Source organism: Agrobacterium sp. Azo12 (assembly GCF_029193765.2).
GTDB lineage: Bacteria > Pseudomonadota > Alphaproteobacteria > Rhizobiales > Rhizobiaceae > Agrobacterium.
Genome location: NZ_JARFYO020000001.1, coordinates 2,992,156 through 3,019,028, shown reverse-complemented (window position 1 = coordinate 3,019,028; position 26,873 = coordinate 2,992,156). Strand labels below are relative to the sequence as shown.

Here is a 26,873-nt window from a genome sequence, read left to right as displayed (position 1 = left end):
GAAGACAACGCTGTGGGCTTTCAAAACCAGCAGCAAACGCCGCCGCAGTCTCTGACTGCGGCGGTCGTTTCGCCCCTCAAGCGCGCCTTCAGCGGTGTTGCGCTCGTCAGTGGCGTGGTCAACATTCTGGCTTTGACCTCACCGATCTTCATGCTTCAGGTCTATGACCGGGTGCTGGCCAGCGGTAGCGTGCCAACCCTTGTTGGGCTGGCCCTGCTTGCCGTCGGGCTTTATGCGTTCCAGTGCATGCTTGATATCATCCGGTCGCGCGTGCTGATCCGCGTCGGTGAACATTTCGACATGCAATATTCCGGTCAGGTGCACGATGCCGTGGTGCGTTTGCCGCTTGTCGCCCGGACCTCTGGTGATGGTTTGCAGCCGCTACGTGATCTCGACAATGTCAGGACTTTCGTGTCCGGCACAGGACCGACGGCGTTTTTTGATCTGCCGTGGATGCCGCTTTATCTCGGCATATGTTTTCTTTTCCATTTCTGGATCGGCGTGACGGCGTTGAGCGGCGCTATCGTGCTGGTGGCATTGACCGTTCTCACCAATATCTATTCGCAAAAGCCCATTCGCGACACCATCACCGAAAACATGGCGCGTAATCGATTGCTGGAGGCTTCGCGCCGTAATGCCGAAGTTGTGCAGGCCATGGGGCTGGTTGGGCGGCTTGGCAGGCGCTGGCAGGTGTCTAACGAGGGGTATCTTGCTGCCAATCGCAAGGCTGGTGATGTCGCCGGTAGCCTTGGCAATATCGCCAAATCGCTGCGCATGGTGTTGCAGTCTGCCATTCTGGCGGTCGGTGCCTGGCTGGTGATTGAGCAGGAAGCCTCTGGTGGTATCATGATCGCCAGCTCAATCATGATGGGCCGCGCTTTGGCACCTGTTGATCTCGCAATTTCCAACTGGAAATCATTCGTGGCAGCACGGCAAAGCTGGGCGCGTCTGCACACACTTTTCACCCAGGTGCCATCGACCGATACATCAATGGCTTTGCCGCGTCCGGTCAAGGATTTGCGCGTCGAGAATGTCACCATTGTACCGCCCGGCGAAAAACGACCAACGGTAGCCGGGGTTGGTTTTGCTGTCGCTGCTGGTCAGGCGCTTGGCATTATTGGACCGTCCGGTTCCGGAAAATCCACACTGTCGCGTCTTCTGACCGGTGCCTGGACTCCGGCTGGCGGTAAGGTGCGGATCGATGGTGCCAGCTTTGATCAGTGGGATCGTGAGGCGCTCGGTCGTCACATCGGTTATCTGCCGCAGGGCGTTGAGCTTTTTGACGGCACGATCGCCGAAAACATCGCCCGCTTCGAGGACAATGCTGATCCGGACGCCATTATTGCGGCGGCCAAGGCCGCTGGTGCGCATGAACTGATCCTGCGGTTTGAAAAGGGTTACGACAGCAATATTGGGGAGGCCGGTTCGTCGCTGTCCGCCGGTCAGCGTCAGCGGATCGGTCTGGCACGTGCGCTTTACGGCGAGCCTTTCCTTGTCGTTCTGGATGAACCGAATGCCAATCTCGATGCCGAAGGTGAGGCTGCTGTGGTGCGTGCCATGGCGTCGGTGCGGGATCGCAAAGGCATTGTTGTTGTTATTGCTCACCGCCCCAGTGCCATCGGTATCGTCGATTTTGTGCTGATGATGGAAGATGGGCGAATGAAGGCTTTTGGACCGCGTGACGAGGTTCTGTCGAAAGTGCTGCGTACACCGCCTACACCACAACAGCCGGCCGGTGGCTACACCGCTTCTGCCCATGCGGTAACACCACTGCGGGTGGTTGCCAATGCACAGGCCGCACGGCTTGAAAATGCAAGTGAACGGGATGACCGAAAGGAAGACCCTGATGTCAAACATTGACCAGCGCACTTACGTTTCCGGTTCCATTCGCAGACATCTGGTCATGGCGCTGGTGGTCAGTGTCGCTCTGCTGGGCGGTGTCGGTGGCTGGGCAGCAACGATAAATCTGTCAGGCGCCATTGTTGCATCAGGCCATCTGGTGGTGGATTCCTATGTGAAGAAAGTCCAGCATCCAACCGGCGGTGTGGTGGGTGAAATTCTGGTCAGCGAAGGTGATGAGGTCAAGGCCGGTGATATCGTCATGCGGCTGGATGCGACCCAGACAAAGGCTAATCTTGCCATTGTGACCAAGCGGCTGGATGAGTTGACGGCGCGGTTTGTGCGGCTGGAAGCGGAGCGAGATGGTTTGCCAGCGCTGGTTTTTCCGGTTGCGCTTCAATCGCGGCAGGACGATGCCGATGTTGCTGCCGCCATGCGCAGCGAAACCAAGCTGTTTGAATTCCGCAAATCCTTCCGGGAAGGCCGAAAAGCGCAATTGGCCGAACGCATCACCCAGTTCGAACATGAAATCGAGGGGTTGAAGGCGCAGGAGATGGCCTACGAGAAGGGCCTCTCGGTGCTGGAAGCGGAAATCGTTTCGCAGACATCACTGCGTGAGCAGGGCATCGTGTCCGTCCAGCGCCTGAATAGTTTGCAGACGCAGGCCGCCACATTTGGTGGCGAGCGCGGCGAAAAGATTGCCTATCAGGCACAGACTGCAGGCCGTATCACCGAAACCAAGTTACAGATTTTGCAGATCGATCAGGAACTACGCACCGAAGTTGGGCGTGAGTTGCGCGAAATTCAGGCCCAGATGGGGGAATATGTCGAACGCAAAGTTGCCGCTGAAGATGAGTTGAAGCGCATCGATATCATTGCGCCACAATCCGGTGTCGTGCACCAAATGGCGGTTCATACGGTGGGCGGTGTGGTCACGCCTGCAGATCCGATCATGCTTGTTGTACCGGAAGGGGATGATCTTGCGCTGGAGGTGCAAATTGCGCCGAAGGACATCGATCAACTGCAACTGGGGCAAAAAGCCGTTTTGAGGATGTCTGCCTTCAACCAGCGTGTAACACCGGAGCTTGAAGGGCATATCAGCCGTATCGCAGCTGACCTCACCACAGACCAGCGGACCGGATTTTCCCATTATGTGGCCCGTATTGCGGTATCCTCAGGGGAGCGCAGTAAACTCGAAAACGCCACCCTGGTGCCCGGCATGCCAGCGGAAGCCTTCATCAAGACCAGCGAACGCACGGCACTTTCCTATTTGATGAAACCTTTGTCCGATCAGGTAAACCGCGCATTCCGTGAGGAGTGAGACGTATTGATGATATACAGACGGCCTGCAGACCATTGCAGGTCGTTTTCTGCTTTTATGTTGTTGTTTCAAATGGTTGTCATTTTTCGGGAATTTACATGAAAAACCCTCTTGTACCTCTAGTTGCTATAGGTCTTAAAAAAGGAGCGACTGGAAAATGAGGGTTCATTATGGGCACGTCGCACAACACACGTTTCAAGATTGACGGCATGGATTGCGCTTCCTGCGCATCCAAGATCGATACGGCAGTTCGCCGTATGCCGGGCGTGGAGGATGTTTCCGTTTCTGTGACCGGTGGCACGATGACGGTGACGCATGATGACGTGAGCGATCTGCTTGCGATCGGCAAAAAGGTCTCAGGCCTTGGTTATCCGGCAACGCGTCTAGCAGACCGTGATGTGAAGCCGGCGCCCGAGCCGCATGTGCATGGTCCTTCATGCTCTCACAATCATGATCATGGCGACCACGATCATGGGCATGATCAGAAACATAACCACGGGCATGAGCGTGCTGCGAGTGCAGCGGCCGATGATGGACTTGAAGGGTTGCATGGTCATGACCACGGCGTCAGTGATAGGCCATGGTGGCGCAGCCGCAAGGGCCGTTTGACGATCATGGCCGGACTGGCACTTGTGCTGGCTTACGGCATCGGCCACCTGTTCCCGGCAATCCAGCTCTACGCCTTTACGGCAGCGATGCTGGTTGGCCTGTTTCCCATTGCGCGCCGCGCCATCATGGCGGCCTTGGCGGGAACGCCATTTTCCATTGAAATGCTGATGACCATTGCCGCAGTCGGCGCGCTGATCATCAACGCTACGGAAGAGGCGGCTGCCGTTGTTTTCCTGTTTCTGGTTGGCGAACTGCTGGAAGGTGTGGCGGCTGGAAAGGCGCGTGCCAGCATCAAGTCGCTTTCTGCTTTGGTGCCCAAAACCGCCTTGTTGGAAGAAAGCGGCAAAACCCGCGAAGTGCCGGCCGCAAGCCTGGCTGTAGGTTCGGTAATTCTGGTTCGTCCCGGTGACCGCATTTCGGCAGATGGCACTGTTGTTTCGGGTGAAAGCGCCATTGATGAAGCACCGGTAACAGGGGAAAGTGTTCCCGTTCGCAAGTCTGTCGATGACGCAGTCTTTGCAGGTACGGTCAATGGTGACGCAGCTTTGCGGGTGCGAGTGACGGCGGCTGCACAGGATAATACCATTGCCCGTGTGGTCCGGCTGGTGGAGGAGGCACAGGAAAGCAAGGCGCCGACCGAACGTTTCATCGACCGTTTTTCCAAATATTACACCCCCGGTGTCGTGGTCGTTGCGGCGCTGGTTGCCGTTCTGCCGCCGCTGCTGCTCGGGGCGGGCTGGAGCGAATGGATCTACAAGGGTCTTGCCATTCTGCTAATCGGTTGCCCCTGTGCGCTGGTCATTTCAACACCTGCTGCCATTGCCGCCTCGCTATCGTCAGGTGCGCGACGTGGCCTGTTGTTGAAGGGTGGTGCAGTGCTTGAAGGGCTTGGCAAGCTGACGGCGGTTGCATTGGACAAGACGGGCACGCTGACCGAAGGCAAGCCGAAGGTCACCGATGTGCTGGCCTTTGAGAAAACGGCGGTGGAAACGCTGCGTCTCGCCGCTGCCCTTGAAACCGGATCAAGCCATCCGCTGGCGCTTGCCATTCTGGCCAAGGCGGAAGAAGACGGCATTGAAATTCCGCCTGTTGACGATGCAAAGGCACTGGGTGGTAAGGGAGTTGCTGCGAGGGTTGAAGGGACCGACGTCTTCCTTGGATCGCCCAATGCTGCGGCTGAGCGTGTTGCGATCTCGCAGGAACGGCTGGATGCGATTGCCGCGCTGAACGATCAGGGCAAGACGGTGTCGCTGTTGATTGCCGGTGACGTGTTGTGTGGCGCCATTGCCATGCGTGATGAACCCCGTGCCGATGCGGTCGCTGGTTTGAAGGCTTTGACGGACAGAGGCATCAAGGTTGTGATGCTGACAGGCGATAACAAACGTACTGCGACTGCCATCGGCGCGCAGCTTGGCATTGATGTGCGTGCCGAACTGTTGCCGCAGGACAAGCAGCGTATTGTCGGTGAGCTGCAGAAAGAAGGTTACATCGTTGGCAAAGTCGGTGATGGCATCAATGATGCACCGGCTCTGGCGGCTGCCAATGTCGGCATTGCCATGGGTGGCGGAACGGATGTTGCGCTGGAAACGGCCGATGCGGCAATTCTTCACAGCCGGGTTGGGGATGTTGCCCAAATGGTGTCGTTGTCTCAGCGTACCATGCGCAACATCTTCCAGAATATCGCCATGTCTCTTGGTTTGAAGGCGGTGTTTCTGGTCACGACAATTGCTGGAATTACTGGCCTTTGGCCTGCAATTCTGGCTGATACGGGGGCAACGGTGCTGGTTACGCTCAATGCGCTGCGATTGCTGAAAATCCCGAAGTAATGCCCTGGCGGGTCTGACAGACTGCTTCCGGTGATCAACACATTGTGTCCGTATGTTTAACGAATGGGTAATGTGTCCATCGGAAGCTGTGATAAAAGCGGCACTCGAATACGGACTATTATTGCGGAATGTTTTTACCAGAACAAAACCACTGTCTTTCGCTTAAGCGCTCTCTGTTGCCATCTGTTTACAAGCTGGCGGCGGCTGCGCTGGTGGGCATTTCTCTGGCCAGCTGTACGTCTATGGACCTCAGCGCAACGGCCGAGGCACCAAAGCTGTCCAGTAAGGTGAAGGCCGAGATGGCCAGCAGGGGCATGAAACAGGAAAGCCCTGTTCTTGTTCGCATTTTCAAGCAGGAAAGCGAACTGGAAGTCTGGAAGGTTGATAAGTCTGGTGCCTATGCGCTGTTTAAAACCTACCCGATGTGCCGCTGGTCCGGCAAACTTGGACCGAAGATGAAATCTGGCGACCGTCAAGCGCCTGAAGGTTTTTATCATGTCTCGGCCGGGATGCTGAACCCGAACTCGCAATATTACGTATCGTTCAACCTTGGTTATCCCAACCGTCTTGAATCTGCCCTCGGTTACACCGGAGAGGCATTGATGGTGCATGGCGCGTGCTCATCGTCGGGATGTTACGCCATGACTGACCAGCAGGTTGGTGAAATTTACGCTGTCGTTCAAAAGGCGCTGGAAAGTGGTCAGAGCCGCTTCCAGGTGCAGGCCTATCCTTTCCGGATGACGGCGAAAAATATGGCCATGCACAAGGACGACGAGAACATGCCGTTCTGGCGCACCTTGAAGGAAGGATATGATTCCTTCGAGCTGACAAAACGCCAGCCGAAGGTGTCGGTCTGCGGTCGCCGTTATGTGTTCAATACAGAATTTTCCGGTGGGGAACCTTCTGATCCCTTGGCCGTTTGTCCTCCTGCCGTAAACCAGCCGGATTCGGCACTCATGGCAAAACTGGATTTGGAAAAGCAGAAAGTGGATCTGGCCATCGCGCAGGCGACGTCGGTTCCGGTGATGGCATATTCCGACGGTGGCATGCATCCGAGCTTCCGCGCAATTCTCGAGAAGAATGGCGCGAAGAAGATGGCGGCCAGCGTATCTAAAACCAAATACCCCGTCAGCCGTCCCGAAGCGGCGCTGGCTGATCCCTTTGCGGGCATAAGAAAATAAACTGAGGACGTCGATTGAAGACCGAGATTATCACAAGACGCATGTTCCTGCTAGGAACGGCCGGAATGGCAACCACCGTATTGGCTGGCTGCACCACGACCTCCAACCAGACCGTTGCGGCACCGGTTGAACCGTCTGTGGATAATTCCATGCTGGCCAGCATGTATGGCCCGATGCCGGAGGAGCAGTTCCCGCTGCCGGCCATTCCGTATCAAAAAATTCCATCGCGTTTTCATCGCCAGATGGTTGCAAATCCTACCAGTGAACGTCCTGGCACAATCATTGTCGATACGAGCAACCACTTCCTTTATCTGACGATGGAAGGTGGTCAGGCCATGCGTTACGGCGTTGGCCTTGGTCGCGCCGGTTTTGAATGGGCGGGCAGGGGTGTTATCCAGTACAAACGCCAATGGCCACGCTGGACACCGCCGGATGAAATGGTGGCGCGCCAGCCTGAGTTGCAGCCTTACAGCATTGCCAATGGCGGCATGGAACCTGGTCTGAACAACCCGCTTGGTGCTCGCGCGCTTTACATTTTCCAGAACAACCAGGATACGCTTTACCGTATTCACGGTTCGCCGGAATGGTGGACGATTGGCAAATCGGTATCGTCTGGCTGCGTTCGCATGCTCAATCAGGATATCATCGATCTCTATAACCGGGTACCGGGCAAGACACCGATCCTGGTTATGAACCTTTCGGCGCCGATGGTTGCCGTTGCTCCGGGTCTCCCGCAGCCGGTTTGATCGTTTTGGTCTGAATTTTCAAAAGCCCACGCTTTGGTGAAACGCGTGGGCTTTTTGTTACTCAGACATCCGGTTTGGTTGCCAGAATGGCGTAACGGTGTTGCAGGCCACGGGCAGTTGCCTTGAAAAATCCGAGGTCTTTGGCCTGCGCCTTATGGATTTTCTTAAGGTTGGCATCGACAGTAAGTGATTGGAAACCCGTGTCTTTCAACAGTGTGGCGACGGCATCTGCGCGTGCCCCATTCGAGAAATAGACGCGGGACAGGATGCTGTTGTGGGTGCTGGCACTGTGGCCCGGCGCATGTGGTGTTCCGGGGTTGCTGATGCCGGCTTTTTCCAGAAGCGCGGCAAGCTTCTTGAGCAGCTTTTCGCCTAGGCTGATGTTTACGAAATCCCCATCCACGATCAGCAGTTTTCCACCGGGTTTCAGCACGCGAAACCACTCGGCAAAGCTGGCCTTCGGGTCTACCAGCGTCCACACCAGATGGCGGGTTATGATGACATCATAGGTGCCATCCGGCTCCATGGTGTTTTCCGCGTCTGCCATGCTGAAATGGATTGAGCGGCCTCTGGAGATTGCCTTTGAGCGGGCCAGTGACAGCATGGTTTCGGACCAGTCTAGACCGGTGACGGCAAAACCGAGATCATCCATCAGATGGGAGATTACGCCGGTGCCGCAGGCAAGATCCAGTGCAACCCGACCGTTACCCGGACCCAGATGCTTGAGGATCAAAGCGTGCCAGGCGGCGCGCTCCTCATCGGAGAAAATCTCATGACCCGGGGAAAGATCGAAGGTTGCAGCGCGGGATGACCAATAGGCCTTGATTTCATCACGCAGCGCGAAATTATTCCCGTGTCCGTCTATGCTCGACATCGTATCCAACCCTGGCGTTTGTCACTTTGGAAACCGTCTAAAAGATAAAACTTGACGGTATCAGTCATAAAATAATAAAGCCCCGGCAGTTTTTACCGGAGAGCAATTTCAATGCGCATTACAGGCAAATCAACTGTACTTGCAATGGGTCTTCTCGTGTCGAGCGTATGGCCGGCATTTGCAGACAAGGTCACCCTCAAGGACGTCACGGGCCGTGACGTTGAGGTGAATGTGCCTGTCAAAAATGTCATTCTTGGCGAAGGCCGTCAGATCTACTTCCTTGCTGCTCTAGACAAGAACAACCCGTTTGAACACGTGGTTGGCTGGCGCGATGACCTGCCAAAGGCTGACCCTGAAACCTATGAGGCCTATCTGGCCAAATATCCTGACATCGCCAAGCTGCCGACTTTTGGTGGTATGAAGGATGGTACATTTGACATTGAGCAGGCAGTGGCGCTGAAGCCCGACGTCATCTTGATGAACATCGATGCCAAGACGGCGACGGAAGAAGCCGGTTACATCGAGAAGCTCGGCAAGGTTGGCATTCCGCTTGTATATGTCGACTTCCGTGAAAAGCCGATGGAAAACACCGAGCCAAGCATGCGCGTCATGGGCAAGCTGATGGGCAAGGAGCAACTGGCTGAAGATTTCATCAAGTTCCGCGCCGACAGCATCAAGAGTGTCACGGACGTTCTGGAAAGGAACAATCCTAAGAAGCCTGTTGTTTTCATCGAACGCGCAGGTGGTTATTCCGATGATTGCTGCATGTCTTTCGGCAACGAGAACTTCGGAAAGATGGTTGAGATTGCCGGTGGCATCAACATGGCCAAGGACATCATTCCCGGCACTTTCGGTACCGTTAATCCTGAACAGGTCATTGCTTCGAACCCTGACCAGATCATCGTGACGGGTGGTAAGTGGGACGCTTATGTTCCCGGTGGTAACTGGGTTGGTGTCGGTTATGGCGCTGATTTGAAAGAAGCCCGCCGCAAACTGGAAAACCTGACCAAGCGTCCGGCCTTTACCGGTGTGCAGGCGGTCAAGGATGGCAATGTTTACGCCATCTGGCACCAGTTCTACAACAATCCCTACCAGTTCGTTGCAATTCAGGAAATTGCCAAGTGGCTGCACCCTGATCTGTTCAAAGACCTGGACCCTGAAGCAACCTTCAAGGAGTTGCACGCACGTTTCCTGCCGTTGGATTACAAGCCCGGCTACTTCGTGTCCTTGAAGGACGCAGAGTAAAAAGTGACGAATGACGGTGCATGGGGGTGTGCCGGTTGATCGACAGGCGAGGCTGCAAAATTGCGGCCTCGCTATTTCTGATTAAAGAGAGAGGGACACCCATGCGGTTCAAGATGTTTCGCCATGTAACGGTGCTCGCCGTTTCACTTCTGGCAATGCCGGCATTTGCTGCTGAAATTACCGATGTCACGGGACATACGGTCGAGATCGAGTTGCCCGCCAAGCGCGTGATAGTTGGTGAAGCCCGGCAGCTCCACGTTATCGCTGCGCTGAAAGGTGATCAGACATTCGACAGCATTGTCGGGTGGCGCGATGACCTGATCAAAAAAGATCCTGATAGTTATACGGCCTATGTCGAAAAGTTTCCGGCATTGGCGGATTTGCCGCGTTTCGGTTACATCCCGCAAGGCGATTTCAGCCTCGAGACCGCAATTTCGCTGACACCTGACGTCATCACATTGAACCTTGAGGCCGAAAAGGGTGCCAAGGAAAGCGGCTTTGAAGAAAAGGCTGCGGCTGCCGGCATCAAGGTCATCTATCTTGATTTCCGAATTGACCCGGACAAGAACAGCGAAAAATCAATCCGTATTCTTGGCCAGCTTTTTGGTGCGGAACAGCGGGCAGAAGAATTCATTGCCTATCGCCGTGCAGAAATTGCCCGCGTCACCGACAGGCTGGCTGGCATCAAGGATCTGAAACGCCCTAATGTGTTCATCGAACGCTCGCCAGGTATCTCGGGTGAGAACACCTGCTGCCGCACATTTGGCCCCGCCAATTTCGGCGCGATGGTTGATCTGGCTGGCGGGCACAATGTAGCTGAGGGGATTATCAAGACCACCTTTGGCGATCTCAACCCGGAACAGCTTGTGATTTCGGATCCTGCCCATGTCATCGTGACCGGCTCCAATTGGGCCGCTGAATCCGATATCAACCAGTTTGTGCCGCTCGGTCGTGGGGCCGACATGGTGGTGGCGCGCGAACGTCTTGCCAATCTCATGACACGCACGCCATTTCCCAACCTGTCTGCCGTCAAGAATGGTCAGGTTCATGGAGTCTGGCACCAGTTTTATGGCGCGCCATATGAGTTCTTCCCAATCCAGCAATTTGCGAAGTGGTTCCACCCCGACATTTTTGCCGATTTGGACCCTGAGAAGAACTTTGAGGAATTCCATAGGAAATTCCTGCCGGTGACGTATAAGCCGGGATATTTCGTCTCTCTCGAAAAAGGTTCGAACTGATGGCTTCCTTGAGTGAAATCGAGGTCAAAGTAACAGGGCGCGATCAATATCGCGCTCTTGCCACACGCAGGATTATGATTCTGGCGGGGCTGGTTTTTGCCCTGTGTGTTAGTCTCGCGGCAGACATGGCTCTTGGCCCGGCGCGTTATACCCTGTCGCAGGTTGTTGGTGCGATCCTTGATCCGGCTTCGGTCACTGACCAACTTCGTGTGGTTATCTGGGATATTCGTATGCCGATTGCCTTGATGGCCGTGACAGTCGGGGCATCGCTTTCGGTTGCCGGTGCGCAGATGCAGACCATACTGTCCAACCCGCTTGCCAGCCCGTTTACGCTTGGTATCTCGGCTGCGGCCAGCTTTGGCGCTGCTTTGGCACTGGTGGGTGGGGTCGCGATTTTTCCTGGTGCCGTACACTACATGGTGCCGATCAACGCGTTTCTGATGGCGATGCTGGCTGCAATGTTCATTCATTTTGCATCCACCATGCGTGGTGTCAGCGTGGAAACCATTGTTCTGCTCGGCATTGCCTTGGTGTTCACCTTCAACGCTGCGCTGTCGCTGCTCGAATATCTGGCATCGGAACAGGCACTGGCCGCAGTTGTGTTCTGGACCATGGGTAGCCTGACCAAGGCAACATGGATGAAGGTCTATGTGACCGGTGGCATCATTGTGCTGACGGTGCCCTTGTTCATGAAAAACGCCTGGGCGCTGACCGCACTTCGTCTTGGTGACGACAAGGCTGCCAGCATGGGCGTCAATGTTCGTCGCCTGCGTTTGCAGACCATGCTGACCGTCAGCCTGCTGGCCGCCATTCCGGTGTCCTTCGTCGGAACCATCGGTTTTGTCGGTCTGGTTGGCCCGCACATTGCCAGAATGGTGGTGGGTGAGGACCAGCGCTTCTTCCTGCCGGGTTCAGTCATCTGCGGTGCACTGCTGTTGTCCGTGACCTCGGTTGTCAGCAAGATGCTTATTCCCGGCGCTATCCTGCCGATCGGTGTCATCACCGCGCTGGTTGGCGTTCCCTTCTTCTTCGTTCTGATCTTTTCCAACAGGAGGCGCGCATGGTAGCCCTTGCTCTCAAGGATGTCGGCGCGTCCTACGGTCGCGTTACCGTTCTTTCAAAGGTCGGCATCGACCTTTTGCAAAGTGGTAGTGTAACTGCGGTTATTGGACCAAACGCGGCTGGCAAATCGACACTGTTCAAACGCATCGCGGGGCTCATTTCCGGCCCCGGCCTGGTGCAGCTTTCCGATACGGAACGGGGTGATCGCACCATATGTTACATGCCGCAGGATACCGGTGCGAACGCGGTTTTGACCGTGTACGAATCCATCCTGCTATCTGCCAAACAGGGTGGAGGCTGGCGTGTTCAGGACAGTGAGCTCAATGAGATCGATGCCATCTTGAAGGCATTGCGTATTGAAGATTTGGCGTTTCGTGGTCTCGGTGAACTCTCGGGTGGTCAGCGCCAGCTGGTCTCTCTGGCGCAGGCGCTGGTGCGCAGGCCGGAAGTGCTGCTGATGGATGAGCCAACCTCGGCGCTTGACCTGCATCGCCAGATCGAGGTGCTGGGTTTCGTGGCCGATCTGGCCAAAAAGAATGGCATGATCGTGCTGATTGCACTGCACGACCTCAACCATGCGCTTCGTTACTGCGAGAGCACTATCGTTATTGCAAAAGGTGAGATGATCGTCAGCGGCAACACATCCGATGTGATCAATGCCGATATGCTGCGCGATATCTACAAGATTGAGGCGCGTATCGAAAACTGCTCGCTGGGTCGCCCGCTGGTCATCGTGGACGGCGCGCTCTGAGACTTGGGGAACGCTTCCGGTTTCCTAGCGAAGCCGGAAGCGTTGTTTTTTACAGCTTTACCCAGGCGGCATTTTTCCGCGATGAAGCAACGCAAGCCTCAATGAAGGCTACGCCATTCACACCATCATCAACGGTTGGATAGACCACTGATTTGTCGACGGTCTTGCCGTTGCGCCTTGCCTCGATGGCATGGGCCGCTTCGGTGTAGATGGTGGCAAAGGCTTCCAGATATCCCTCGGGATGGCCGCCGGGAATGCGGGTGACGCGGGCTGCTGCCGCACCTGCACCGGCACCACCACGGGTAATCAACCGCTTTTCCTGACCAAAGGGTGTGAACCACAGACGGTTGGGATCTTCCTGGGCCCATTCCAGCCCGCCCTTGGTGCCGAAAACCCGCAGTTTCAGAGAGTTTTCATTGCCGGGAGCCACCTGGCTGCACCACAACATGCCTTTGGCACCGCCGGCAAAACGCAACATCACGTGGGCGTTGTCATCAACACGACGGCCTTCAACGAAGCTGTCGAGATCTGCGGCCAGACTATCCAGTGTCAGTCCGGTGACGAAGGAGGCCAGATTGAAGGCATGGGTGCCGATATCGCCCGTGGAGCCGCCAACGCCTGATTGTTTGGGGTCGGTACGCCATACCGCACCCTTGGCGCCGGTTGTTTCAAGCGCTTCGGTCAACCAGTCCTGCGCATATTCGACCTGAACGACACGCAGGTCGCCAAGCTCGCCGGCCGCTATCATTTCGCGGGCTTGCCGCACCATGGGGTAGCCCGTGTAATTGTGGGTGAGGATGAACAGCGCACCGCTTTCGTCAGCTGCCTTTTTCAGTTTTTTGGCGTCAGCGAGTGAAGAGGTCAGCGGTTTGTCGCAGATGACGTGAATGCCACGTTTGAGAAATTCGCGTGCCGCCTCGTAATGCACATTGTTCGGCGTGACGATCGCGACCGCCTCAATGCCGTTTTTCAGCCGGGCTTCGCGGATCGCCATATCATTGTAACTGGAATAGACGCGGTCCGGGCTCAGGCCTAGTTCATGACCCGAGGCCACGGCCTTGTCAGGTGAGGAGGAGAGGGCGCCGGCCACCAGTTCAAAGCGGTTGTCCAGACGCGCTGCCATGCGGTGCACGCCGCCAATAAATGCGCCGATACCGCCGCCGACCATGCCCAGACGAATGCGGCTGGTGGCTGTTTCGGTCGTTTTTGCTTCAATAGTCATCGTGTTCCTCTTGGAGCTTTTTTACAGGCCCAACATGCGGCGGTTTGCGGCGTCATCGGTGCCACTGGAGGCAAAGTCGTCAAATGCCTTTTCAGTGACGCGGATGATATGGGCTTTGACGAATTCTGCGCCTTCGCGTGCACCATCTTCGGGATGTTTGAGTGCGCATTCCCACTCGACCACGGCCCAGCCATCAAAATCATTAGCAGCCATTTTGGAAAACACTGCGCCGAAGTCCACCTGTCCGTCGCCCAGCGAACGAAAACGTCCGGCACGATTTACCCAGCCCTGATAGCCGCCATAAACGCCCTGTCGGCCGGTCGGGTTGAACTCCGCATCCTTGACGTGGAACATCTTGATGCGGTCCTTGTAGATATCGATGTTGTCGAGATAATCGAGGCACTGCAGCACATAGTGCGATGGATCGTAGAGCATGTTGGCGCGAGGGTGGTTTTTCACCCGCTCCAGGAACATTTCAAATGTTACACCGTCATGCAGGTCTTCGCCGGGGTGGATCTCATAGGCGATATCGACACCCTGTTCATCGGCGTAGTTGAGAATTGGTGTCCAGCGTTTTGCCAGCTCGTCAAAGGCGGCTTCGACTAGGCCGGTTGGCCGTTGTGGCCATGGGTAGACAAAAGGCCAGGCTAGCGCCCCTGAAAATGTTGCATGGGCCTTGATACCCATATTGCGGGAGGCTTTCAGGGCCATCTTGACCTGTTCTACCGCCCATTGCTGGCGCGCCTTTGGATTGCCGCGCACTTCCGGCACTGCAAAACCGTCAAACGCTTCATCATAGGCCGGGTGAACGGCGACCAACTGTCCCTGCAAGTGGGTGGAAAGCTCTGTTACTTCGATGCCGTTCTGGCGGGCGACACCGGCAAATTCATCGCAATAGTCTTTCGATTCCGAGGCTTTTTTCAGATCGATCAACTGGCTTGCCCATGTGGGTACCTGCACGCCGATGTACCCTTTTTCGGATGCCCATTTTGTAATGCCGTCCCAGGTGTTGAATGGGGCTGCATCGCCCGCGAACTGGCCGAGAAACAAGGCAGGTCCTTTGATCGTCTTCATAAATACCCTCCATTATCGAACATACAAAAACATAGGAATGGGGTGAATGCGCCCGCAGGCGGGCGCATTGCATTTGGCGATATCAGAACGGGGAATCCGGGAAGTAGAACTGCTCGGCATTGTCCTTGGTGATCAGGGTTGCGTCGAGAATGTATTCGCCGCTAACCGGAACCTGATCATAGAAATGCGCGGCGGTCAGCTGCATGGCTGTTGCGACCATTGCAGGTGGGTAAAGCACGTCAACCGGTACGAGCTTGTCGCCATCCATGACGCGCTTGATCATGTCCTTGGAGCCCGCACCTGCGACCACGTATTGAATGTCGGTGCGTTTTGCCTGCTGGATGGCTTCGAGCACACCGACCGCCATGTCGTCATCCTGACACCAGACCACGTCGATCTTCTTGTACTTGGTCAGGTAGTCCTGCATGACGCGGAAGGCATCGTCGCGGTTCCAGTTGCCGTACTGACGGTCGAGAACCTTGACGTTGGAACCGGCAATACCCTTGTCAAAACCGTCCTGACGCTGCTGGTCGATAGGGATTGGCATGCCTCTGATAACCACAACTTCGGCGTCAGGGGTTGTTGCCTTGATGTATTCACCGGCCACCTGGCCAAGTGCAGGGTTGTTACCGGCCACGTAGAGATCGCGGATGGTGTTGTCGTTGACACTTGGTGCACGGTCAACCAGGGCAACAAAGGTTTTCTTGTCCTTGATTTCCTTGATGGCGTTTGTCAGTGGATCCGGGTCGGTTGGCAGAACAACCAGCGCATCCAGTCCCTGTACGGAAAGGTCCTGCAGGGCATTGGCCTGGCTGGCCGGGTCAGCGGACGTTTTTACGATGACGTTGAGACCAGGGTGTTCCTGCATCAGCAGTTTGGCGACACGTTCTGCATGATACACCACGCCCGCTGTCCAGCCGTGGTCGGCTGCCGGAATGGAAACGCCGATGGTGACTTTTTTGTCCTGAGCATGCACGGATCCGGCAAATGATGCCGCCAGTGCTGCAAACGCGATGCCTAATATTTTCGTTCGCATGATCTTTCTCCCAAAAGATTGCGGGGCACGTCTCCTCCTCAACCAGGCTCGCCCCAACGGCCCGGCCAATCCTGCTATTTGCGGGTCAAGGATCGCTGGACCAGCATGGCAATGATGATGATGGCGCCCTGAATAGCCCCAATCAGATATTCGCTGACGAAGTTGGACAGCAGCATGATGTTGCCGACGATCTCAAGAATGAAAGCGCCACAAACGGTACCCCATATGCGGCCGACACCGCCACGCAGCGCCGTACCACCCACGACCACGGCGGTAATGGCCTGCAATTCCCACAACATGCCTGTTGTTGCAGAGGTCGAGCCAAGGCGCGGCACGTAAAGAAGTACCGCAACTGCGACGCACAAACCCTGCACGACATAAGCAATGGTGCGAACCCGGTTGACGGAAATGCCGGAGTAACGGGCGACGTCTTCACTGGAGCCAACAGCAATTACATGGCGGCCATAACGGGTGCGGTAGAGCACGAATGCGGCGATGGCAGCGGTGATGAAAATGACCAGAACGGGAACCGGAACGCCAAACACCGTGCCGAAATAGACCGGGCGGTACATGGCCTGAATTTCCGAGTTGCGCAGGGTGATTGCGCCACCTTGCGACAGCCATGTCGTCAAACCGCGATAGATGCCCATCGTACCAAGTGTTGCGATGAACGGCTCAATGCGCCCGATCGTTGTGATGAGACCATTAGCAAGGCCACACATCGCGCCAATGACCAGCGCCAGCAACATGGCTGTCAGCAACATCCATGTCGGATCGGCTATCGTGCCGCTATTGATGAACAGGATCATCAGGCTGGCGACAAAAGCCACCATGGAACCGACGGAAAGATCAAGCCCACCAGCCGAAATCACATAGGTTGCGCCAAGTGCGATAATCGCGATGAAGGCGCTGCGGGTGATGACGTTGAGCAGGTTGTCGATGCCGATGAAGTTGGGGTTGGCAATGGTGCCGAGCACCAGCAAAAGCGCCAGCGCGACAAAGGGCGCGACAGCGCGTAAATCCCAGTCTTTCGAGGTTTTGGGTGCCTTGGTTTTTTCGGCAGCGGCGTCTGTCATTCAATCCCCCTTAAGCAACTTTTTCAGAGCTGACGCCTGTTGCCAGCACAACGATTTCATGTTCCGTCATTGCATCGCCTGTCACTTCACCGGCGATGTGGCCGGAGCGCATGACAACGATGCGGTCGCAGATGCCGATCAGCTCCGGCATTTCCGATGAAACGACGATCACCGATTTTCCCTGTTCGGCCAGCCCGACGATGAAGCGGTAGATCTGTTCCTTTGTTCCGATGTCGATGCCGCGTGTCGGCTCATCGATGATGACGATGGATGGATTGAGCATCATCATTTTTGCCAGCAACAGTTTTTGCTGGTTGCCGCCGGATAGCTGACCTGCCAGCAAATCCTTGCGGCCTGTGCGGATATCGAAATCGCGGATAGCGTCGTCCAATGCCTGCCGTTCCTTGCGCGCATCAATCTGCAGGCCGCTGACGAAATGTCTGAGTGAGGCGAGGGTAAGGTTGATGCGCAGATCCTTGCCGAGCAGCAAGCCTTTGCCCTTGCGATCTTCACTCAGGTAAACAATGCCTGCTTTCAGGCTTTCCTGTGCGTCACGAAAGCGTGCCGGGTTGCCATTGTGCAGGATAGTGCCGCTTGCAGGCCGCAGACCAACAACACCCTCCATCAGTTCTGTGCGGCCCGCGCCCACCAGCCCGGCAAAGCCGAGAATTTCACCCTTTTGCAGTTTGAAACTGGCGTCGGTGACGTAGCCTGGTACGGTGAAGTTATCGACTTCCAGCACGGGTTCCCTTGCGGCCGCTGCTTTGCGGTCCGGATAGAGCTTGGAAACATCACGCCCCACCATCAGTCGAGCCATATCTGCCGGGTTGAGTGACGCGGCGTCATGGGTGCCGATCAGGCGACCGTCACGCAGGACGGTGACGCGATCGGCAATCTCCTTCACCTCCGGCAAACGGTGCGAAATATAGAGAACGGCGACACCCTTGGCCTTGATGTCACGGATAACAGCCAGCAGTGCATCGGTTTCGACAGGGGAGAGCGATGCGGTTGGCTCATCGAAAATAACCAGACGGTGCGGCACCAGCAGAACCCGGGCGATCTGCACCAACTGCCTTTGGGCAATCGATAGACGACCAACGATGGCATCCGGATCGATAACTGCGCCAAGATCACGGATTGCCTTGGCAGCACCTTCGCGCATGGCGGTATCATCAACGATCGGGCCACGGGTCAACTCGCGGCCAAGGTAGATATTCTGTGCAACGGTCAAATCCGGTGCCAGCAGGATTTCCTGATGGACCAGCACGACGCCATGGTTTTCAGCATCCACAGGGCCGGCGAATGTAACCGGTTTCTTGTCAATGCGAAGTTCGCCGTTTGTAGGGCGTTCATTTCCGGCGAATAACTTCATCAATGTCGATTTGCCAGCGCCATTCTCGCCAATGATGGCGTGCACTTCCCCGGCATAAACCTGAAGATTGATGTCGTGCAGAACCTGTACGGGGCCGAAAGACTTGTTGAGTGAGGCGGCTTCGAGAATCAAAGACGCGGAATCTTTGCCCTGCGCCGTCATAGGGCGCTTCCCGCAGGCTGCATGTCTGCAAAGGCCGCCAGCAACAAACTGTGCGTCCACCGGTTTTCTGGCTGCACGTGAACTCCTCCCAAAGCTCCGGCTCGGTGGCATTTTTCATGCTCACCATGACCTTATGTAAGGCTAGCCTTCATTGTGAGGTACGTAAAGCAAATTCGTTCGAATAACGCTTTTCGTGAACATCAAAAGAGCGAAGTCCTGTCAAACTTCGCTCTTTGAGTGTTTTAGTAATCCGCGCCGGAGGCCGCAGCTCTGGCGCTGCGGGCGTTGGCAAGACCCAATACGGCATCGCGGTTGCCGGTTGCAGCGACGCTTTCGAATATCTGGATCGCGTCGGCGTAACGTTTCATGTTGAGGTAGGAATACCCCCTGATGACCATAAGGTCGGTACGTTCCGTGGCAAAACGCGACCGTTGATCCAGCATGATTAGCGCTTCAGGGTAACGGCCGTTGCGATAGGCCGCCAGCGCGCGATCAGTCAGGATTGCGACTTGCAATTCCGTCGCCTTGCCCTTGTCCATGCCGCCCTTGGCAGCCGAGACAGCGGCATTGTCGGTTAGGCCCATGCGCAGGTAAGCAAGGCTTTGGCCGTAAGCGGCGTCACTACGAATATTGGACTGGTCGCTGCGCAAGGCCGATTCAAAGGCTTTGAGAGCTTCTGCCGGCCGATTGGCCTCCATCAGGCACCAACCCTGTTGCAAAGCAGTTTGCGATGACAGATTTTGCGGGCGACTGTTGAGATTGCAGCCACGTTGCTGTCTTGAGGTGGCTCTATCTGCGGCGACGGCGCGGGGCTGTCTGGTGGCGATTGCAGTTGCGGACTGCTGGTCAACAGGCGATTGCGCGGTTGATACCTGTGAAGGTGCCTGGGTATAGACCGTTCGAGGTGCGGTATTGACCGCCTGAACCTGGCCAACCTGGGCAATGCGCTCTGAGCGACCTGCCCATTCCTGTTGAATGCGGCGGGTTTCCGGCAAATTGGCAAGTTCGTAGTTGGTCAACGCCAGACCATAGGCAGATGGTTCGTCATCAGCCTTCCAACCGAGGGCCGTTGTAAACCACTGAATGGCGAGTTGTGGTTGCTGGAAAGCGCGGGCATACCAACCAAATTCCTGGGCGGTTACCGGGTCTTTCGCCTTGACGGTTTCCTCGCCAATGCGTTTCAGAACCTCGGCATCCAGGGGAACAGGCGGTTCGAGCGCCAGCAGGTTGGCGGTTGCTGCCAGATAGGTCTTGTGAGCATCGTCAGATGCATCACGCCACTCATACATGATCTCCTCGGCTTCCTGCGGTTTGTCACGTGCAAGAAGAGCAAGTGCCAGACCCTGAGAGGCTGATGCCGAATTTTCCTTGTCGTGTGCTTTGCGGAACCATTTTTCTGCGTCGGTGACGTTTTCCCGCATAATGTAGTACCAGCCAAGCAACAGATCATCGCTGGCCAGCCCATCGGTTTCCGCAAGACGTTCCAAGCGACTTACATAGGTCGGAGCGACGGTGAGTTTTGCGTCCGTGCCGCCATTGGCGACAAACTGGCGGGCAAGATCATTCTTGACCGGTTCGAATTCAAGTGTTCCGTCTGCCTTGGTTTTTTCCTGCGCCAGCAGCTCCTCGGTCATGGCGGGCGGCAGCAAAGCGGCGGCCTTCTGCACGGTTGCCAGGCGTTCATTTTCCTGCGTGCAATTGGTCAACACATACATGTAGGCATCGCGGGCGCGACTATCGCGATTGGTTTGAGCGAAGGCTTCGGCAACGCGCCACAACGTATCGACCTCGCTGCATGTCAAAAGGCCGGAGTTGGCAGCCGCCACCTCAATTACCGTCGCATATTGTTTGAGGTTGGATGCATTGACGAGTTTGATGCGGGCCTCTGCCATGTCGAGCATTTCGAGCAGGTTGGCCGGAGGCTGCCAACCGGCCTCAGCCTGCTGACGATCGACAATGGCCTTGCGTACTTCCGCGTAACGCGACTCGGAATACAGCTTCCACATGTTTTCAAGCTGCGGATCGCCAACCGGCGGTACAGCAAGTGGATTTTCCGGTGGAACCCAGTTGGGATAAAGCGACTTCAGTCGGGCAATTTCGGCGTTCAGGCGGGCCGTGTCCCCCTGCGTTGCAAAATAACGCAATGCGCTTTCGTCCACCTGCGGCACAGTAGTGGCTGCTGGCTGTTCGGCGGTGTTGGTCTGCGGGGTACGCACTTGTGCGGTTTGCTGCGCTGGCAGATCATTTGACAGCTGTGCCACTTCAATGGGTCTTTGGCTGTTGTCAGGCACGCTGTAGGGCGCAGGTGCTGCAGACGGTGTTGGCTGCAACGCCAGCAGCCCGCTTTGCGCGGGCTTGCCATGTACGCCTGTCACTTGGCCCATGATTTCGCTTCGCCATTCGACGGCGACAAAACCGACTGCGGCCAGAAGAGCGGTGGATACGAAAAGCGGTGTGGTTTTCATAGGCACTCCCGATGTGTCTGCGTCGCTGCGGACAGGGCCAGCAGGTGCAGGGTCGAGGGGTAATAGAGGGTTGGACTGAAGCTGCGCAGATCTTCGGGGATCTTGGTGCCATTGGCTGCACAGGCAGCAATGGCTGCAACGATACGGTAACCGGGGTCGGACAACGTGTCCTTCACCGCATTCTGCCTGAGATCAATCGTTGCAATATTGCCATTGTCTGCACTCATGCCGGTCAGCAGCCGGTTATAAAGGGCGGCAGTACCTGCCTTTGCCTGCGCGAGATAAAGCGGAATACGAACGGCATTGTAACCGAACTCAGGGGCAAAACCTTCGGCCGGTTGTGGCCTACGCTTCATAGACACCCAGTCGGCAGGCAATTTGCGATCACCGAAAGAGAAGCTGTCGAGCAGCGCAACGCCATCATTTGTCAATGCCTGCCACACTGGCGAGGGCGAGAGGGCATCAAACACCGGAAAAGCTTCGAAAATCAGATAGGACGGATTGATAACCGGTCCATCAGCGCGCTCGCTGGATGAGAACCCCTCGACGGCCGGCAGAAGCAATGTGCGCCCCGCGTTTTGGATCACAGCCTTTTGTGCGATCGTATCGATGATGGTGCGTGCGGTCTGCTGGTAGTCCGAGCGGTTCCACTGTTGTGCCGCCAGAGCCAGCGCGTAGGCAATCAGGATATCGCCGTCAGTCGCATTGTTTATGTCGGTAATATGCGGGTTTGCCTGAGGGTCCCATTTCCAGGCGGCCAAACCATCATTGCGTACCAGCAGCTCGGTTTTGGTGAAGGACCAGATCAGTTCAAAATCCGCTGGATTATCAGCCAATACAGACAACCACATGCCATAACCCTGGCCCTCACTGTGACTGATGTTGCCATTGCCGGTATCAATGATCCGACCGCTGTTGTCCAGAAACGCAGCCTTGTAGGCGCTCCATGCCGGTGCATCGATTGTTGCGGCAAAGGATTTGGCGGGAAGGGCGGCCATCAGGGCAAATCCGGCGATACGTAATGCGCGCAAGATAGAGGGCGTCATTTGCGTCTCCCCATCATGCGCAGCATGGCCGTGGTGATCACACCCAAAAGGCAGAGAAAACCAACAAAGGCCAGCGAATAGGAAAGGACATTGGTGGAAAGCCAGTTGGCAGCAATCAAACGCCAGTTTGATAACGAGAATTCGCGTGTCACATAAAAACGTGGCTGCTGCACCGGAATGCTCTGTACCGTGTCGGTTGCGGCATCATAGGTGGTGACGCGGCCTGCTACCTTGCGCCAGCGGGTTTCCTCGGAAATGGCGGCCATGCCGGTGCGCAAATCACTGGAGTTTGGTGCTGTCGCCATGGTCCACACACCGTCACCGGAGGGGCTCAAGCCTTGAGCCAGCATGAAGGAGACATTGGCTGGCGGAGAATAGGATTCTTCCGCAGATGGCAGGAAGCGCAGTGTATCCGGACTGATGTCAAAGTTGCGCTTCATCCATTCCTCGAAGGAGGAGATCTGACCTTGCCATTTGCCGTTGTTAACCTTGCGACGCCAGTCATCAAACATCACTTCGGTATTGTCGACATTCTGGTTGGCGCCTTGGCCTCCTAGCCAGGAAACTTGGCTTGACGGTGTAATGTTGAATTGTGCAAGCAATGCCTGCTGCATTTGGGAGACGGTGCCAACGAAAATTGCATCTCGGTCGCCAACTGCCGAGGCCGAGGCCACAGTTTCAACCGGAATAGGGTGCCCGGCGGACATGGCGAGGCGGCTGACCAGCGTTGCTGCGGTCGACAGACTTTCGCTATCGGCGCGGTCCAGAGAAATTGCTACCGGGCTATTGTCTGCGCGGTAAGGCTGGCCGACGCCACTGGTAGCAGCGAGATCAGGTTTTTTGCCAAGAAGGGCGAAGTTCGGCATGTAAAATTCGGACGTATCGAACAACGCAAATCTCGGCGTTTCGCTGGCCGTAGCGCCGGGCAGGCAGGCCTTGTCCGCCTCGGTCAACAACACTGCTTCCATAGAAATGGCGTTGGCGCCGGGGACAAAATGACGAAGCGTCAGATTGATAGGTAAATGACGGAATATACCGCCGCCATTGTTTGAGATCGGTACCGTGGACGCAATATTGCCGTTAACGTAGATGTTGATCTGGCTGCCCGGCAGTACTTCATCCGAATAGGCGGCGTCGAGCAGCAAGGTTGCTTCGCCATAGGCATCTGCAAAAAAGTCTGAGGGAACGCCGATCATGAAGTCGGTTTGGAAACGTCGCCCGGAAAATTCGCTGCTTTGAATGCCAAGTTCTGAAAAGGCAATGCGCCGATCACTCATTACCAATGGCGTATCGGGCCCGTGCCATGCCTTGGTGTAAAGCGTGCTTCTGACCGATCCGGCAGGGCGTTCCATGGCCGTGAACAGCGTGTCGATTGCCGATTGGACTGCCTGTGGTGTCGGCCCGGTGACAAGCAGAGGCGCATAGGCGCGGTTGGCATCCATTTCGAAACCGGAATACGCCGCAGCCAGGGCTTCTGGCGGCAGTTCGCCAGCCAATGGTGCAATTTCGCGTGCGGTGCCCACAACTACGGTCAAGGTGCCGGGAGGCTGTGTCGCCGGCATTTCTGTTGTCACAACAACATTCTGGTTCGGCATCTGGGTGCGCAATGCAAGTGCCTGTGACAGGCGCAGCAACTGGTCGGAAAATGCCGGGTTGGACAGTGTCGGCGCCACGATGATGATTGTGGTTACGCCGGAAGCATCGAGGCCCGTTGCGCTGATGTCATCGATACTTTGTATGCGATTGGCGACATCGGCTCCGAAGTTGATGTAGGTCTCAGCGGGGTTGATGTCTGTCCACAGATCATAGGTCGATTGTGCGGTGCAGTCAGTGCGGTGCCGCTGCTGTGCCGCGAAGGCGATGACATTGGCTCCCGCCTGCAAGGTGCCGGGAGGAATTGGCATCGAGGCGCTGCCTTCCCCATCCGGCGAAGAAATTGGGCTGGGTGGCAGCATGGTGTTGTTGATGCGGACGCTCAGGTTAGAGCTTTCAGGCGCCACCACGATCGAGTTCTGGTAACCGATCCGCAGGGATGTCGCCGTCTGTGCCTGTTCCGGCGTCAGATAGATTGTCCATTGCTTGCGTTCGGTCTCGCCGGAAAGGCTAAGACTTTTAAACGGCAACAGAAAACGTTTGCGGTCATCAACAGCTGCTGCAGTTGAAGGTCTCGCCGGTGCCTGCGGCGTTGCCTGATTGCTGGCCGGTTGTTGTACCGGAGTTGGCGCGGCGGGTGCGGGCTGCTGATATGTGGGCTGCGGTGCAACCGGTGGCCGGACAGGCGGTGTTGATACCTGTGGTGTTGCAGGTGGAGCGACAGGTGGCACAGCCGGAGTAGGAGCGCGTGGCGGAGTAACCGCTGGTGGTGCGGCAGCTGGCGGGTTGGTTGGACGCTCGCCGGTCATGTCAAACGGGTTTGACTGCGCATAGGCAAATGTCGAAACGGATGCCAGCAGAAGTGCGGAAACAAGACGTTGTTTCATTGTTTGCCACCCTTCGCACCGGCTGCCGGTGCTTGTGGTTCACCCCGCATGCCGCGGAACAGGTAATAGAGCCCGCGGTTGGTCTGATAGAGAGCAATGGTCATGAACGACAAGGTGCCGCGGATCAGGCCTGGATTGGACCGCCTTGCACGCTGGAAAGCCGTCCACTGTTCGGAGTTGGCGAAAATCAGATCAGCGATCAGGCGGTGGTCCTGTGCCTGCTGAGGCGCAAAGGTGGCGCCGATCGATGTGTAACCGTCGTTTTTGGTGGTGCGCACAACATTGATGGTCATGGTCGTTGGCACGCCATCGGCATAGGGCTTGATACGGATGGTGGCCGTTGAGTTCTTTTCGACCGTTGGCGGGTTGCGATCAAAGATGTTGATCAGCAGACCATGAACCGAAACGTTGTCGATGATAGCCGGGTGCCATACATCGCTGTCGCCAATTTGCAGGTCACACCGACGTTTGACTGTGATGCGACGCGAAGCCGAACGTTCACCGCGCTCGGAGACAACGCCAAGTGCGCAGCCGGCAAAAATGAGGTTGAGCAGGTTCCAGCCACCCACCACCAGCGTGACGTCGGCCTTGTAGGGCTCGGCATAGATACGATAGATCGCAAAGGCCATGGCCACCAGCAGTACGCCAAAGATGACGAAGAACGGTCGACTGATTTCCGACAGGCGGCTTTGTTTGATGGACTCGTCCTTGGCCGTCACCTTGAAGGTAGGTTTGCTCGGATTGAAGATCACCGAAACCACGGCTGGCAGCAGATGGACGGTCTGCACATATTCATAGAGTTCGGAAATCCACGGCCATCTGAAATTGCCGTAGAGATAGTTCTGCATCATCAGGTTCACCAGCATGTAGGCTGCGGTGTAGGCGAGGAACTCGCCACCCGATGCGACAAAGATCTGCAGGTCGAAAAACAGGTAGAACAGCGGCGCGAACAGGAAGATCGTGCGCGGGAATGGGAACAGCCAGAACAGCGTTGACGACATATAGCACAGGCGCTGGGTGAGGCTGAGGCCGCGGCGGAACAGTGGTTGACGGAAGATCAGGATCTGCATCATGCCCTGTGCCCAGCGGCTGCGCTGGCCAATGAAGCTGGCAAAGGTAGCTGGCTGCAAGCCGGCAATCAGCGGCTTGTCGACATAGATACTGTTCCAGCCGCGCGAATGCAGGGCAAGAGCGGTTTCGCAGTCTTCGGTAATGCTGACACCGCTGAAGCCATCGGTATCGGCAAGGGCGGTGCGGCGAAGGACAGCTGCCGATCCACAGAAGAATGCGCCGTTCCATTTATCCAGACCACGCTGGATAATGCCGTAAAACATCTCGTTTTCACTTGGCATTGTCTCGAACGTATTGAGGTTACGTTCAATCGGGTCCGGATTGATGAAGAAGTGTGGTGTCTGCACCAGAAACAGCTTCGGGTCACTTTCGAAATAACCAACGGTTTCGCGCAGGAAGTCACGGGCAGGCGCGTGGTCGGCGTCGAACACCGTCACCAGTTCGCCGGTCGAATGAGCAAGGCCGTTGTTGAGGTTACCTGCCTTGGCGTGTTCGTTGCGGGCACGGGTCAGGTAACGCACATCGAGATCGGCGCATAATTTCTGCAATTCCTCGTGACGGCGCAAGGCTGCCTGTGCATCTGGAATGTTGTTGGAGTTACGCTTCTGTTCGGTACCGCCGTCATCCAGCAGCCAGACGGTAAACTTGTCGGCCGGGTAGTCCATGTTGCGGGCTGCGGCCAGCGTATTGGCCAGCAACTCGGAATCCTCATTGTAGGTTGGAACGAACACATCTACCGTTGGGAGATAGTCTTCCGAACCGGGTCTCGATGTGCGCGACGGCAATGGCATCGAAACGATGACAAGGCTGAGGCCGAGCATCAGCACGCTGTACATTTCTGCGAGATAAAGCAGGAAGCCTGGAATGAAGTTTTCAAGTTGATTGACCGGAGGCAATGTGCTGGTGGTGCGCCAGTAGACATAACGCAGCACGATGGCCGTGCCGAAGGCAAGACCAATCAGCCGCCAACGGCCGGTCCCATCGAGCGTCTTGATCGTGCCAAGCAGTACGATGGAGATTGCCGTGGCAATAAGATGCGTTTGAAGGCTCACCGGCAAGGTAATGATGGTCAGTACGCAGACCGATGTCAGCAACCAGACTAGGATGGCAATGGCCTTACTCATCGGCGACCTTCTGTTTCGCATGCTCTTTTGAGCTTTTGTAATTATCGCCCACG

Annotated in this window: 19 protein-coding genes; 9 read left to right on the top strand and 10 right to left on the bottom strand. The window is 56.2% G+C overall.

The genetic code is table 11. The features are described from left to right. Positions 1-12 precede the first annotated feature (12 nt). From PYL13_RS14350 to PYL13_RS14330, 5 genes are all read left to right on the top strand, one after another. Positions 13-1,860: a type I secretion system permease/ATPase gene (locus PYL13_RS14350; protein ID WP_275641774.1), complete on the top strand. Its 1,848-nt coding sequence runs from the start codon at positions 13-15 to the stop codon at positions 1,858-1,860. Further along, on the top strand, positions 1,847-3,160 hold the full coding sequence (locus tag PYL13_RS14345; protein ID WP_275641773.1) for an HlyD family type I secretion periplasmic adaptor subunit: 1,314 nt from the start codon (positions 1,847-1,849) through the stop codon (positions 3,158-3,160). Before PYL13_RS14350 ends, PYL13_RS14345 begins: the two co-directional genes overlap by 14 nt. A gap of 170 nt (positions 3,161-3,330) precedes the next feature. Beyond that, positions 3,331-5,595, top strand: a complete 2,265-nt coding sequence (locus PYL13_RS14340; protein WP_275641772.1) for a heavy metal translocating P-type ATPase — start codon at positions 3,331-3,333, stop codon at positions 5,593-5,595. A gap of 176 nt (positions 5,596-5,771) precedes the next feature. Next, a complete protein-coding gene (locus tag PYL13_RS14335; protein ID WP_441296645.1) occupies positions 5,772-6,776 on the top strand; it encodes a L,D-transpeptidase family protein in 1,005 nt (334 codons plus the stop codon). Between the two features lie 14 nt (positions 6,777-6,790). Next, on the top strand, positions 6,791-7,522 hold the full coding sequence (locus PYL13_RS14330) for a L,D-transpeptidase (RefSeq protein WP_405049362.1): 732 nt from the start codon (positions 6,791-6,793) through the stop codon (positions 7,520-7,522). A 61-nt stretch (positions 7,523-7,583) separates the two neighbouring features. Here PYL13_RS14330 and PYL13_RS14325 read toward each other — a convergent pair whose 3' ends face one another. Next, on the bottom strand, positions 7,584-8,396 hold the full coding sequence (locus PYL13_RS14325) for a class I SAM-dependent methyltransferase (protein WP_250982053.1): 813 nt from the start codon (positions 8,394-8,396) through the stop codon (positions 7,584-7,586). A 111-nt stretch (positions 8,397-8,507) separates the two neighbouring features. Between PYL13_RS14325 and PYL13_RS14320 the strand changes: the two genes are divergently transcribed. The 4 genes from PYL13_RS14320 (at position 8,508) to PYL13_RS14305 (ending at position 12,692) form a co-directional block, all read left to right on the top strand. Further along, on the top strand, positions 8,508-9,641 hold the full coding sequence (locus tag PYL13_RS14320) for an ABC transporter substrate-binding protein (RefSeq protein ID WP_275641770.1): 1,134 nt from the start codon (positions 8,508-8,510) through the stop codon (positions 9,639-9,641). A gap of 101 nt (positions 9,642-9,742) precedes the next feature. Continuing rightward, the gene (locus PYL13_RS14315) at positions 9,743-10,879 is read left to right on the top strand and encodes an ABC transporter substrate-binding protein (RefSeq protein ID WP_275641769.1); all 1,137 of its coding nucleotides are present in this window, start codon (positions 9,743-9,745) and stop codon (positions 10,877-10,879) included. Further along, positions 10,879-11,946, top strand: a complete 1,068-nt coding sequence (locus tag PYL13_RS14310; RefSeq protein ID WP_275641768.1) for a FecCD family ABC transporter permease — start codon at positions 10,879-10,881, stop codon at positions 11,944-11,946. Before PYL13_RS14315 ends, PYL13_RS14310 begins: the two co-directional genes overlap by 1 nt. Then, complete coding sequence (locus PYL13_RS14305; RefSeq protein WP_192488293.1) at positions 11,940-12,692, top strand: ABC transporter ATP-binding protein; 753 nt, start codon at positions 11,940-11,942, stop codon at positions 12,690-12,692. The genes PYL13_RS14310 and PYL13_RS14305 overlap by 7 nt, the downstream gene beginning before the upstream one ends. Positions 12,693-12,741: 49 nt before the next feature. Here PYL13_RS14305 and PYL13_RS14300 read toward each other — a convergent pair whose 3' ends face one another. From PYL13_RS14300 to bcsA, 9 genes are all read right to left on the bottom strand, one after another. Further along, positions 12,742-13,914 carry a Gfo/Idh/MocA family protein gene (locus PYL13_RS14300; protein ID WP_275641767.1) on the bottom strand — a complete coding sequence of 391 codons (1,173 nt, stop codon included), beginning with the start codon at positions 13,912-13,914 and terminating at the stop codon, positions 12,742-12,744. 21 nt (positions 13,915-13,935) lie between these two features. Then, the gene (locus PYL13_RS14295) at positions 13,936-14,988 is read right to left on the bottom strand and encodes a sugar phosphate isomerase/epimerase family protein (protein ID WP_275641766.1); all 1,053 of its coding nucleotides are present in this window, start codon (positions 14,986-14,988) and stop codon (positions 13,936-13,938) included. A gap of 82 nt (positions 14,989-15,070) precedes the next feature. Beyond that, positions 15,071-16,024: a substrate-binding domain-containing protein gene (locus PYL13_RS14290; protein WP_250982046.1), complete on the bottom strand. Its 954-nt coding sequence runs from the start codon at positions 16,022-16,024 to the stop codon at positions 15,071-15,073. A gap of 74 nt (positions 16,025-16,098) precedes the next feature. Continuing rightward, the gene (locus PYL13_RS14285; RefSeq protein ID WP_192488297.1) at positions 16,099-17,100 is read right to left on the bottom strand and encodes an ABC transporter permease; all 1,002 of its coding nucleotides are present in this window, start codon (positions 17,098-17,100) and stop codon (positions 16,099-16,101) included. Between the two features lie 10 nt (positions 17,101-17,110). Beyond that, positions 17,111-18,634: a sugar ABC transporter ATP-binding protein gene (locus tag PYL13_RS14280; RefSeq protein WP_275641765.1), complete on the bottom strand. Its 1,524-nt coding sequence runs from the start codon at positions 18,632-18,634 to the stop codon at positions 17,111-17,113. Between the two features lie 242 nt (positions 18,635-18,876). Continuing rightward, positions 18,877-21,099, bottom strand: a complete 2,223-nt coding sequence (locus PYL13_RS14275; protein ID WP_275641764.1) for a tetratricopeptide repeat protein — start codon at positions 21,097-21,099, stop codon at positions 18,877-18,879. Continuing rightward, entirely contained in the window at positions 21,096-22,145 is a 1,050-nt protein-coding gene (locus PYL13_RS14270; protein WP_441296644.1) for a glycosyl hydrolase family 8, read from the bottom strand. The genes PYL13_RS14275 and PYL13_RS14270 overlap by 4 nt, the downstream gene beginning before the upstream one ends. After that, complete coding sequence (locus PYL13_RS14265; protein ID WP_275641763.1) at positions 22,142-24,625, bottom strand: cellulose biosynthesis cyclic di-GMP-binding regulatory protein BcsB; 2,484 nt, start codon at positions 24,623-24,625, stop codon at positions 22,142-22,144. Before PYL13_RS14265 ends, PYL13_RS14270 begins: the two co-directional genes overlap by 4 nt. Then, positions 24,622-26,820 carry a UDP-forming cellulose synthase catalytic subunit gene (gene bcsA, locus PYL13_RS14260; protein ID WP_192488302.1) on the bottom strand — a complete coding sequence of 733 codons (2,199 nt, stop codon included), beginning with the start codon at positions 26,818-26,820 and terminating at the stop codon, positions 24,622-24,624. The genes PYL13_RS14265 and bcsA overlap by 4 nt, the downstream gene beginning before the upstream one ends. Between the last annotated feature and the right edge of the window lie 53 nt (positions 26,821-26,873).

Excerpts from the sequence above, each read along its gene's own strand:
- PYL13_RS14345 (WP_275641773.1), top strand. The coding sequence starts at position 1,847 with ATGTCAAACATTGACCAGCGCACTTACGTTTCCGGTTCCATTCGCAGA.
- PYL13_RS14340 (WP_275641772.1), top strand. The coding sequence starts at position 3,331 with ATGGGCACGTCGCACAACACACGTTTCAAGATTGACGGCATGGATTGC.
- PYL13_RS14325 (WP_250982053.1), bottom strand. The coding sequence starts at position 8,396 with ATGTCGAGCATAGACGGACACGGGAATAATTTCGCGCTGCGTGATGAA.
- PYL13_RS14320 (WP_275641770.1), top strand. The coding sequence starts at position 8,508 with ATGCGCATTACAGGCAAATCAACTGTACTTGCAATGGGTCTTCTCGTG.
- PYL13_RS14315 (WP_275641769.1), top strand. The coding sequence starts at position 9,743 with ATGCGGTTCAAGATGTTTCGCCATGTAACGGTGCTCGCCGTTTCACTT.
- PYL13_RS14310 (WP_275641768.1), top strand. The coding sequence starts at position 10,879 with ATGGCTTCCTTGAGTGAAATCGAGGTCAAAGTAACAGGGCGCGATCAA.
- PYL13_RS14305 (WP_192488293.1), top strand. The coding sequence starts at position 11,940 with ATGGTAGCCCTTGCTCTCAAGGATGTCGGCGCGTCCTACGGTCGCGTT.
- PYL13_RS14300 (WP_275641767.1), bottom strand. The coding sequence starts at position 13,914 with ATGACTATTGAAGCAAAAACGACCGAAACAGCCACCAGCCGCATTCGT.
- PYL13_RS14295 (WP_275641766.1), bottom strand. The coding sequence starts at position 14,988 with ATGAAGACGATCAAAGGACCTGCCTTGTTTCTCGGCCAGTTCGCGGGC.
- PYL13_RS14290 (WP_250982046.1), bottom strand. The coding sequence starts at position 16,024 with ATGCGAACGAAAATATTAGGCATCGCGTTTGCAGCACTGGCGGCATCA.
- PYL13_RS14285 (WP_192488297.1), bottom strand. The coding sequence starts at position 17,100 with ATGACAGACGCCGCTGCCGAAAAAACCAAGGCACCCAAAACCTCGAAA.
- PYL13_RS14280 (WP_275641765.1), bottom strand. The coding sequence starts at position 18,634 with ATGACGGCGCAGGGCAAAGATTCCGCGTCTTTGATTCTCGAAGCCGCC.
- PYL13_RS14275 (WP_275641764.1), bottom strand. The coding sequence starts at position 21,099 with ATGAAAACCACACCGCTTTTCGTATCCACCGCTCTTCTGGCCGCAGTC.
- PYL13_RS14270 (WP_441296644.1), bottom strand. The coding sequence starts at position 22,145 with ATGACGCCCTCTATCTTGCGCGCATTACGTATCGCCGGATTTGCCCTG.
- PYL13_RS14265 (WP_275641763.1), bottom strand. The coding sequence starts at position 24,625 with ATGAAACAACGTCTTGTTTCCGCACTTCTGCTGGCATCCGTTTCGACA.
- bcsA (WP_192488302.1), bottom strand. The coding sequence starts at position 26,820 with ATGAGTAAGGCCATTGCCATCCTAGTCTGGTTGCTGACATCGGTCTGC.